The sequence below is a fragment of the Streptomyces palmae genome (assembly GCF_004684805.1).
Taxonomy (GTDB): domain Bacteria; phylum Actinomycetota; class Actinomycetes; order Streptomycetales; family Streptomycetaceae; genus Streptomyces; species Streptomyces palmae.
This window is the reverse complement of the sequence record NZ_SRID01000225.1, coordinates 1-11,176: the sequence shown is the minus strand read 5'-3', so window position 1 is coordinate 11,176 and position 11,176 is coordinate 1. Positions and strand designations below refer to the sequence as shown.

Below are 11,176 nucleotides of genomic sequence, written 5' to 3'. Positions count from 1 at the left end.
GGGGTGGTCCAGGGGGTGGCGGGGCCGTCGGGTAAGTCGGCGGTGCTGTTCTCCGGCCAGGGCAGCCAGCGTCCCGGGATGGGTTGTGAGTTGTATGCGACGTATCCGGTGTTCGCGGATGCCTTCGACGCGGTGTGCGCTCGGTTTGATGGTGTGCTGGGGCGGTCGCTGCGGGAGGTGGTGTTCGCCGAGGCGGACACCGAGGGCGCGGAGCTGTTGAACCAGACGGCGTTTACGCAGTGCGGGTTGTTCGCGCTGGAGGTGGCGCTGTTCCGGCTGGTGGAGTCCTGGGGGGTGCGTCCGGACTTCGTGGGCGGGCATTCGATCGGTGAGTTGGCCGCGGCGCATGTGGCGGGTGTGTTGTCGCTGGATGACGCGTGTGTGCTGGTGGGGGCGCGTGGTCGGTTGATGCAGGCGTTGCCGGTAGGTGGCGCGATGGTGGCGGTGCAGGCTGCTGAGGCTGATGTTCTGCCGTTGCTGGTGGGGCGTGAGGCCGAGGTGGGTATCGCGGCTGTCAACGGTCCGGTGTCGGTGGTGCTGTCCGGCGCTGAAGATGCGGTCCTTGAGGTCGCTGCGAAGCTTGCGGCTTCCGGTGTGAAGACCAAGCGGTTGCGGGTCTCGCATGCGTTCCATTCGCCGTTGATGGAGCCGATGTTGGCGGAGTTCGCGGCGGTGGCCGAGGGGCTGTCGTATGTGGCGCCGTCGATCCCGGTGGTCTCGAATGTCACTGGCGAGATCGCTTCCGCTGAGGAGCTGTGTTCGCCCGGGTACTGGGTGCGGCATGTGCGGGAGGCTGTGAGGTTCGCGGCGGGCGTCGAGGCGTTGGCGGGTGCCGGGGCTTCGGTGTTCTTGGAGTTGGGTCCGGATGGGGTGCTGTCCGCGATGGGCCAGGACTCCTTGCCGGAGGCGGTTTTCGCGCCCGCGCTGCGCGCCGACCGCAACGAGGCCCAAGCACTGTCCGAGGCGCTTGCCCAGGTCTTTGTGCGGGGTGCCGTAGTGGACTGGGTTGAGGTGCTGTGTGCTGCTGGGGTGCGGGGGCGTCGGGTGGAGTTGCCGACGTATGCGTTCCAGCGGGAGCGGTTCTGGTTGGAGTCTGGGGTTGGTGTGGGTGATGTGGTGGGTGCGGGTTTGGGGGCGGTGGGGCATCCGTTGTTGGGTGCGGCGGTGGCGTTGCCGGATTCGGATGGGTGGTTGTTGACGGGGCGGTTGTCGTTGGGTTCGCATGCGTGGTTGGCGGATCACGTGGTGATGGGTGCGGTGGTGTTGCCGGGGACGGCGTTCGTGGAGTTGGCGTTGTCCGCGGGGGAGCGGGTTGGTTGCGGCCGTTTGGTGGAGTTGGTGCTGGAGGCGCCGTTGGTGCTGCCCGAGCGCGGGGGCGTCCAGCTCCGGGTCGTGCTGAGCGGTCCGGGCGAGGACGGCGGCCGATCGGTGCAGGTGTACTCGCGGGTCGAGGGCACCGAGGACACCGAGCAGCCGTGGACCCGGCACGCCACCGGCACCCTCGCCGCCCTTGAGGACAGCGAGGACGTCGCGCCCGGGCTGGAGGTCTGGCCGCCGGCCGGGGCCGAGCCGGTCGAGATCGGTGATCTGTACGAGCGCTTCGAGGCGGGCGGGCTCGGGTACGGGCCGGTCTTCCAGGGCGTGCGGGCGGTATGGCGACGTGGCGAGGAGGTGTTCGCCGAGGTCGCGTTGCCGGACTCGGAGCAGGGCGATGCGGCGCGCTTCGGGGCGCACCCCGCGCTGCTGGACGCGGCCCTGCACGCGGCGGGCCTGCGGCGAGGTTCCTCCACGGGCCAGGAGCCGGGTGCCGAGGAGGCGGCCGTGCGGCTGCCGTTCGCCTGGAACGGGGTGTCGCTGCATGCCGCGGGCGCGTCCCGGGTCCGGGTGCGGCTGGCCGCCGTGGCCGAGCGGGCCGATGGCGACAGGGCGGCCGACGGGTCCGAGAGCGTCTCGGTGCTCGTGGCGGACGAGGCCGGTCGGCCGGTCGTCACGGTGCGGGAGCTGGTGGCGCGGCCGGTGTCGCGTGAGCAGATCGATGGTGCGCGGGGCGGGCTCGGCGAGTCCCTGTTCCGGGTGGCCTGGCAGCCCGTACCGGCCGTCGCCCCCGCGTTGGGCGGCCGATGGGCCGTACTGGGCGCGTGGGACGAGGAGTCGCTGGGCGCGCTGCGGTCCGCCGGAGTGCGCGAGGTGGCCTCGGTACCGGACCTGGCGGCGCTGAGCCGGATGGCCGGGGAGGGCTCGGAGCAGCCCGTTCCGGAGCTGGTGTGCGCCTCCGTCAACGGGTCGGCGGACTCGGCCGCGCCCCTGGACGCCGATGCGCTGCGTGCGGTGGCGCACCGGGCCCTGGGGCTCGTACAGGATTGGCTGGCGGACGAGGGGTTCTCGGGTTCCCGGCTGGTGCTGCTGACCCGGGGAGCGGTGGCGGCCCGGGACGGGGAGCCGGTACCGGACCCGGTGGCCGCGGCGGCCTGGGGGCTGGTGCGCTCGGCGCAGTCCGAGCACCCCGACCGCCTGGTACTGGTCGACCTGGACGAGCGGCGGGAGTCCCTGGCCGGGTTGCCCGCCGGGCTCGCCACCGGAGAGCCGCAACTCGCCCTGCGTGCGGGCACCGCCCTCGCCCCCCGCCTGCACCGGGCCCGGGCCGGCCGGCCGGAAGGCGGGGCGACCTGGGGCGTGGATGCTTCCGGGACCGTGCTGGTCACGGGGGCGGCGGGTGCGCTGGGTGGCTTGGTTGCCCGGCATCTGGTGGTCGAGCACGGTGTGCGGCGGTTGCTGCTGCTGAGTCGTCGGGGTGCGGACGCCCCCGGTGCGGCGGGGCTCTCCGAGGACTTGGCCGGTCTGGGTGCCGAGGTGGAGTGGGCCGCCTGTGATGCCGCCGATCGGGAGGCCCTGGCCGCGGTGCTGGCCCGGATCCCGGCCGAGCGTCCGCTGACGGGCGTGGTGCACGCCGCCGGAGTACTGGACGACGGGGTGATCGAGTCGCTGACCCCCGACCGGCTGGACACCGTGCTCGGCCCCAAGGCCCTGGCCGCGATCCACCTGCACGAGCTCACCGCCGGGCTGGACCTGTCGGCGTTCGTGCTGTTCTCCTCGGTATCGGGCACCTTCGGCGGCGCCGGGCAGGGCAACTACGCGGCCGCCAACGCCTTCCTGGACGCCCTGGCCGCCCATCGGCACGCCCAGGGTCTGCCGGCGCGCTCCCTCGCCTGGGGCCTGTGGGACCAGGCGGGCGGCATGACCGGCGGACTGGACGACGCGGACGTACGCCGTATGGGCCGGGCCGGCATCGCCGGACTCACCGCCGAACAGGGGCTGGCGCTCTTCGACGCCGGGTGCGCCGGCGCCGAACCGGTGGCCGTACCCGTACGGCTCGAACTGTCGTCGATCCGCTCGGCCGCCCGGGACACCGGCCGCCCGGTGCCGCACCTCCTCCGCGACCTGGTCCGGGTCGCCGCCCGCCGTACCGCGGCCGGGCCGGGCCAGGACAGCGGCGGGCTGCGCGCCCGACTGGCCCAGGTCACCGGCGCGGACCGGGACCGACTGGTACTGGACACCGTGCGCGGGCATGTGGCGGCCGTACTGGGCCACGCGGACGCCGCCGCGATCGAACCCGAACGGGCCTTCAAGGACTTCGGCTTCGACTCGCTGACCGCCGTGGAACTCCGCAACCGCGTCAACGCGGCCACCGGGCTCCAGCTCACCGCCACCCTGGTCTTCGACTACCCCACCCCCGCGGCACTCGCCCAGCACCTCCAGGTGGCGCTGCTCCCCGCCGACCCCCAGGGCTCCGTGCCCGTCGGTGTGGAGCTCGACCGCCTGGAGGCCGGACTGGCGGCCATGGACTGGGCGGAGATCGGCCGCAGCGGAGTGGTGTCCAGGCTGCGCGAACTGCTGGCCAAGTACGGCGACGCGCAGTTCGGCGACGGAACGTACGGCGAGGAACGGAACGGCGCGGACGGCGCCGGCACGCTCGCCGAAAAACTCGAATCGGCGACCGATGACGAGCTCTTCAGCATGTTCGACGAGGACTTCGGTACCTCCTGAGCCGGCCGTCGAACGGGCCGTCACACGAATGCCGACAGTAATTTCATGGGGGAAGGCGCGATGAGTAACGAAGACAAGCTCCGGGATTACCTCAAGCGGGCGATGGCGGACCTGCACCAGACCCGCGAGCGCCTCCAGGAGGTGGAGGCGCTCGACCGGGAGCCGATCGCCATCGTGTCGATGAGCTGCCGGTACCCGGGCGGCGTGCGCACCCCCGACGAGCTGTGGCGGCTGGTGGCCGCGGGCCAGGACGCCGTGACGGAGTTCCCCGAGGACCGCGGCTGGGACGTGGAAGGGCTCTACGACCCCGACCCCGGCACCCCGGGCAAGACCTACGCCAAGGAAGGCGGATTCCTGCACGGCGCCGGGGAGTTCGACCCGGCCTTCTTCGGTATCTCACCGCGCGAGGCGCTGGCCACCGACCCGCAGCAGCGACTGCTGCTGGAAGCCTCCTGGGAGGCGTTCGAGCGGGCCGGCATCGACCCGGCCGAGGTGCGCGGCACCAGGACCGGTGTCTTCGCCGGTGTGATGTACCACGACTACGGCTCCGGCCTCACCTCGGTACCCGCCGGAGTCGAGGGGTACCTCGGCAACGGCACCGCGGGCAGCGTCGCCTCCGGCCGGGTCTCCTACACCTTCGGCCTGGAGGGCCCGGCCGTCACCATCGACACGGCCTGCTCCTCCTCACTGGTCGCCATGCACTGGGCGGCCCAGGCGCTGCGCCGCGGCGAGTGCACCCTGGCCCTGGCCGGCGGGGTCACCGTGATGTCCACCCCCGGCACCTTCGTGGAGTTCAGCCGCCAGCGCGGGCTCTCCCCGGACGGCCGCTGCAAGCCGTTCGCGGCGGCGGCCGACGGCACCGGCTGGGGCGAGGGCGTCGGCATGCTGCTGCTGGAACGCCTCTCCGACGCCCGCCGCAACGGCCACCCGGTCCTCGCCGTGATCCGCGGTTCCGCCATCAACCAGGACGGCGCCAGCAACGGTCTCACCGCCCCCAACGGCCCGTCCCAGCAGCGGGTCATACGCCAGGCCCTGGCCAGCGCCCGACTCTCCGCCAAGCAGGTGGACGTCGTCGAGGCGCACGGTACGGGGACCACCCTCGGCGACCCGATCGAGGCGCAGGCGCTGCTGGCCACCTACGGCCAGGACCGTCCCGAGGACCAGCCGCTGTGGCTGGGGTCGATCAAGTCGAACATCGGGCACACCCAGGCCGCCGCCGGTGTGGCCGGCGTGATCAAGATGGTGCTGGCCATGCGGAACGGGCTGCTGCCCGCCTCCCTCCATGTGGATCAGCCCACCCCGCACGTCGACTGGACCAGCGGAGGCGTGCGCCTCCTCACCGAGGCCCGTGACTGGCCGGAGAGCGGGGAACCCCGCCGGGCGGGTATCTCCTCCTTCGGCATCAGCGGCACCAACGCGCACATCATCCTGGAGCAGGCTCCGGCGGCGGAAGCCGTGGAGAGTGGCGCCGGTGAGTCGGTGCTGCCGATGGTGCCGTGGCTGGTGTCGGGCAAGTCGGCCGAGGCGCTGCGGGCGCAGGCGGAGCGGCTGCTGTCCTTCGTGGGGGAGCGTTCGGAGGTGTCGGCCGCCGACATCGGGCATTCCCTGGTGGCGACCCGGGCCGTCTTCGAGCACCGTGCGGTGGTGCTGGGCGCGGACCGTGCCGGGTTGCTGGACGGTTTGGGTGCGCTGGCAGAGGGTCGGGATGCCTCGGGTGTGGTGCGCGGCGTTGCCGGCTCCGGTGACCGGGCGGTCTTCGTCTTCCCCGGTCAGGGTTCGCAGTGGCTGGGGATGGGTGCCGCGCTGCTGGACTCCTCGCCGGTGTTCGCCGAGCGGGTGGCGGAGTGCGCGGCGGCCTTGAGTGCCTTCGTGGACTGGTCGTTGGTGGATGTGCTGCGGGGCGTGGAGGGTGCCGCCTCGTTGGAGCGGGTGGATGTGGTGCAGCCCGCGCTGTGGGCGGTGATGGTCTCGCTGGCGGAGGTCTGGCGCTCGTACGGGGTCGAACCCGCGGCGGTCATCGGGCACTCGCAGGGCGAGATCGCGGCGGCGGCGGTCGCCGGGGCGCTCTCCCTGGAGGACGCGGCGCAGGTCGTCGCGCTGCGGTCGAAGGCGCTGTTGGCCCTGTCGGGCCTGGGCGGCATGGTGTCCGTGTCCCTGCCGCACGAGGCCGTATCCGAGCGGTTGGAGCGGTGGGGTGCGCGGCTGTCGGTGGCCGCGGTCAATGGCGCGTCCTCCGTGGTGGTCTCGGGTGATGTCGAGGCCCTGGAGGAGCTGTTGGCGGAGTGCGAGCGGGAGGAGATCCGAGCCCGCCGCATCCCCGTCGACTACGCCTCCCACTCCGCTCATGTGGAGAAGATCGAGGACGAGTTGCGAGAGGTGCTGGCCGGGATCACCCCCCGTACCTCCACTGTCCCCTTCTACTCCACGGTGACCGCCGAGCCGATCGACACGGCCGTCCTGGACGCCGACTACTGGTACCGCAACCTGCGCCAGACCGTCCGCTTCGACGAGACCGTACGGGCACTGCTGGCCACCGGACACCCCCTGTTCATCGAGGCCAGCGCCCACCCCGTCCTGACCGTGGGCATCGAGCAGACCGCCGACGACCTGGACACCCCGGCCACCGCCATCGGCTCGCTGCGCCGTGAGGAGGGCGGCCTGGACCGCTTCCTCACCTCGTTGGCCGAGGCGTACACCGCCGGTGCCCCCGTGGACTGGCGGAAGGTCTTCGAAGGCACCGGCGCTCAGGCGGTCGAGCTGCCCACCTACGCCTTCCAGCGGCAGCGCTACTGGCTGGAGTCGGACGGCAGCGGCGCGGGTGCCGGCAACGCGGCGAGCCTGGGGCTGGGCCGCGCCGACCACCCTCTGCTGGGCGCGGTGGTCGCGCTGGCGGACGCCGAAGGCTACCTGTTCACCGGGCGGTTGTCGCTCCGTACCCACCCCTGGCTGGCGGACCACGCGGTCGCGGACATGGTCCTGCTGCCCGGCACCGCCTTCGTGGAACTCGCGCTGCGGGCCGGGGACTCGGTCGGCTGCGACCGCCTTGAGGAGCTGACCCTGGAGACGCCGCTGGTGCTTCCGGAGCGCGGCGGCGTGCAGGTGCAGTTGGCGGTCGGCGGCCCCGATGAGGCGGGCCGGCGGACCCTGACCGTGTACTCCCGCCCGGAGGACGCGGCGGACGGCACGGAAGAGGCGGATCGGCCCTGGACCCGGCACGCCAAGGGACTGCTCGGGTGCGGCGCGCCCCTGGCCGAGGCCGGCCGGGAGCTGGCCGCATGGCCGCCGGCCGGTGCCGAGGCCGTGGAGACCGCCGGAGTCTATGAGCGGTTGGCGGGCGCCGGCCTGGAGTACGGGCCGGCGTTCCAGGGCCTGCGGGCGGTCTGGCGGCGCGGCGAGGAGGTGTTCGCCGAGGTCGCGCTCCCCGAGGAGGAGCGGTCGCAGGCGGCCCGGTTCGGGCTGCACCCCGCGCTGCTGGACAGCGCCCTGCACGCGATGGCACCCGCCGGGGAACATCGGGACGCGAGCGACGGCGGTGAGCGGCGGCCGAGCCTGCCGTTCGTCTGGAGCGGGGTGAGCCTCCACGCCACCGGGGCCACCACACTGCGGGTGCGGCTCGCCCCCGCCGGCGCCGGCGCGGTGTCGCTGCTGGTGGGCGACGCGAGCGGGGCGACCGTCGCCTCGGTTGACTCGCTGGTGACCCGCCCGGTCTCGGCCGAGCAACTGGGCGCCGCCCGTGGCGCCTTCCACGAGTCGCTGTACCGGCTCACCTGGAACGCCGTCCAGGCCGTGGAGCCGGAGACCGGAGTGGGCCCCCGGGTCCTGCTGGGCGAGGCCCCCGGCTGGAACGACCTGGCGGAAGCGGCTGACGGCGGCAGCTACCCCGACCTCGCCGCACTGGCCGGAGCGATCGGCTCGGGTGCCCCGGTGCCGAGTGTGGTGCTGGCACCGCTGGCCACCGCGGGAGCCGGCGAGCCGGCGGAAGCGGTCGTACCGGAGCCGGTTCCGGCGCACCGGGCGCTGGCCTACCAGGCGCTGCGGCTGGTCCAGGGCTGGCTGGCGGAGGACGCCTTCGCCCCCGGCACCACCGCGGAGGGAGGCACCGGGGCGCCGCGGCTGGCGCTGGTGACCCGCGCCGCCGTGGCCGCCGAGGACGGCGACCTGCTGGCCGACCCGGCCGCCGCGGCAGTCTGGGGCCTGGTGCGTTCCGCCCAGGCCGAGCACCCGGACCGCTTCGTCCTGATCGACCTGCCCGGCCCGGCCACCGCCGCCGACGCCACGCCTGCCGAACCCGCCGAAACGGCCGCCGGGATACGGGCCGCCCTGGCTTCCGGCGAACCCCAGCTGGCCGTACGCGGGGAAGCCCTGCTGGCACCGCGACTGGCCCGTACCGCCGTCGCCGAGGAGGGCGAGGGCTACGCCTGGGACCCTGACGGCACCGTGCTGATCACCGGCGCGAGCGGGGTGCTGGGCGGTCTGGTGGCCCGGCATCTGGCCGCCCGGCACGGGGTACGGCACCTGGTGCTGGCGAGCCGGCGGGGCGAGCGGGCCCCCGGCGCCGCCGAGCTGGAGACGGAACTCACCGCACTCGGCGCCACCGTGACCACGGCCGCCTGCGACACCGCGGACCGGGAGGCACTGGCCGCCCTGCTGGCCCGGATCCCGGCCGAGCGTCCGCTGACCGGTGTGGTGCACGCCGCCGGGGTGCTGGACGACGGGGTGGTCGAGTCCCTGACCCCCGAGCGGCTGGACGCGGTGCTGCGGCCCAAGGCCGACGCCGCACTCCACCTCCATGAACTCACCGCCGGGCTCGACCTCTCGGCCTTCGTCCTGTTCTCCTCGGCCGCCGGCACCTTCGGTGGCGCGGGCCAGGGCAACTACGCGGCGGCCAACGCCTTCCTGGACGCCCTGGCGGCCCACCGCCGGGCCCAGGGCCTGCCCGCCACCTCGCTGGGCTGGGGCTTCTGGGCCGAGCGCAGCGGCATGACCGGCCACCTGGACGAGGAGGACGTACGGAGGATGCGCCAGGGCGGGATCACCGCCCTCACCTCCGACCAGGGCCTGGCCCTGTTCGACGCCGCGGGCACGGTGGCCGAGCCCGCCCTGCTGCCGATCCGCCTGGACATCCCCGCCCTGCGGGCCCGCGCCGTCACCGGCGGCGTACCGTCGCTGCTGCGCGGCCTGGTCCGGGTCCCCGCACGGCGCGCCGCGGACTCCACCGCCGAGACCGCCACCGGCTCCCCGCTGGCCCGGCAGCTCGCCGAACTGCCCGAGGACGGCCGACTCGCGCTGCTGCTCGACCTGGTACGTACCCAGGTGGCCGCGGTACTCGGGCACGCCGGCAGCGCGTCCGTCGAACCCACCCACGCCTTCAAGGAGCTGGGCTTCGACTCGCTGACCGCCGTGGAGCTGCGCAATCGGCTGAACACCGCCACCGGTCTGCGACTGCCCGCCACCCTGGTCTTCGACTACCCCACGCCCACCGCCCTGGCCCAGTACCTGCGCGAGGAACTGGCCGGCAGCCGGTCCACCCCCGCGGCGGCCACGGCTGTCGCGGTCACGGCGGAGGACCCGATCGCCATCGTGGCGATGAGCTGCCGCTACCCCGGCGGCGTACGGACCCCCGAGGACCTGTGGCAGCTGCTCAGCGAGGGCGGCGACGCCATCTCGGCGTTCCCCACCGACCGCGGCTGGGCCGAGGACCTGTACGACCCCACCCCCGGAATCCCCGGCAAGAGCTATGCCGACCAGGGCGGATTCCTCTATGACGCGGGCGAGTTCGACCCGGCGTTCTTCGGTGTCTCGCCACGTGAGGCGGTCGCCATGGATCCCCAGCAGCGGCTGCTGCTGGAGACCTCCTGGGAGGCGTTCGAGCGGGCCGGGATCGACCCGGCCACCCTGCGCGGCAGCCAGACCGGCGTCTTCGCCGGTGTGATGTACCACGACTACGGCCTCCAGCAAGGTCCGGACGGTGGCCCCGGGAACGCCAGCGCCGGCAGCATCGTGTCCGGCCGGGTCTCCTACACCTTCGGTCTTGAGGGCCCGGCGGTCACCGTGGACACCGCCTGTTCGTCGTCGTTGGTGGCCCTGCACCTGGCAGCCCAGGCGCTGCGGCAGGGCGAGTGCTCGCTGGCCCTGGCCGGCGGCGTCTCCGTGATGTCGGCGCCCGGCCTGTTCGTGGAGTTCAGCCGCCAGCGCGGGCTCTCCCCGGACGGCCGCTGCCGGGCGTTCGCGGAGGCGGCGGACGGTACGGGCTTCTCCGAGGGCGCGGGCGTCCTGCTGCTGGAGCGGCTGGACGACGCTCAGCGCAACGGACACCCGGTCCTGGCGGTGGTGCGCGGCTCCGCCGTCAACCAGGACGGCGCCAGCAACGGTCTGACCGCGCCGAACGGTCCCTCGCAGCAGCGGGTGATCCGGCAGGCGCTGGCCGCTGCCGGGGTGTCGGCGGCCGAGGTGGACGCGGTGGAGGCGCACGGTACGGGGACCACCCTGGGTGACCCGATCGAGGCCCAGGCGCTGCTGGCCACGTACGGCCAGGAGCGGGATGCCGAGCAGCCCCTGCTGCTGGGCTCGATCAAGTCGAACATCGGGCATACGCAGGCCGCCGCCGGTGTGGCGGGCGTCATCAAGATGGTGCTGGCCATGCGGCACGGGCTGCTGCCGCGGACCCTGCACGTCGATGAACCCAGCAGCCATGTGGACTGGTCGGCCGGTGCCGTCGCCCTGCTGACGGAGGCCACGGCCTGGCCCGAGGTGGAGCGTCCGCGTCGGGCGGGTGTCTCCTCCTTCGGCATCAGCGGCACCAACGCCCATGTGGTGTTGGAGCAGGCGCCTGCCGAGCCGGTGGTGGCGGGCGAGCCGGTCGCGGAGGTCCCTGGGAGCGGGGCGGTGCTGCCGTGGGTGGTGTCGGCTCGTTCGGAGGCGGGTCTGCGGGGGCAGGCGGCGCGTCTGCTGGAGCGTGTCGAGGCCGATGCCGAGGTGTCGGTAGGCGATGTGGCGTATTCGCTGGTGAGTACGCGTTCGCGGTTCGAGCATCGTGCGGTGGTGCTGGCGGCGGATGTGGCGGGTTTCGCGGCGGGTCTGGCCGGCCTGGCCTCCGGTGAGCCTGGTGTGGGGGTGGTCCAGGGGGTGGCGG

General features: G+C 73.7%; 2 protein-coding genes. Both read left to right on the top strand.

Annotated elements, in window-relative coordinates; genetic code table 11:
• The coding region (locus E4099_RS21330) for a type I polyketide synthase (RefSeq protein WP_135340707.1) at positions 1-4,044 on the top strand (4,044 nt) is incomplete at its 5' end.
• Positions 4,045-4,104: 60 nt separating this feature from the next.
• Positions 4,105-11,176, top strand: a 7,072-nt coding sequence (locus E4099_RS21325) for a type I polyketide synthase (protein ID WP_135340706.1), incomplete at its 3' end; no start/stop codon positions are given.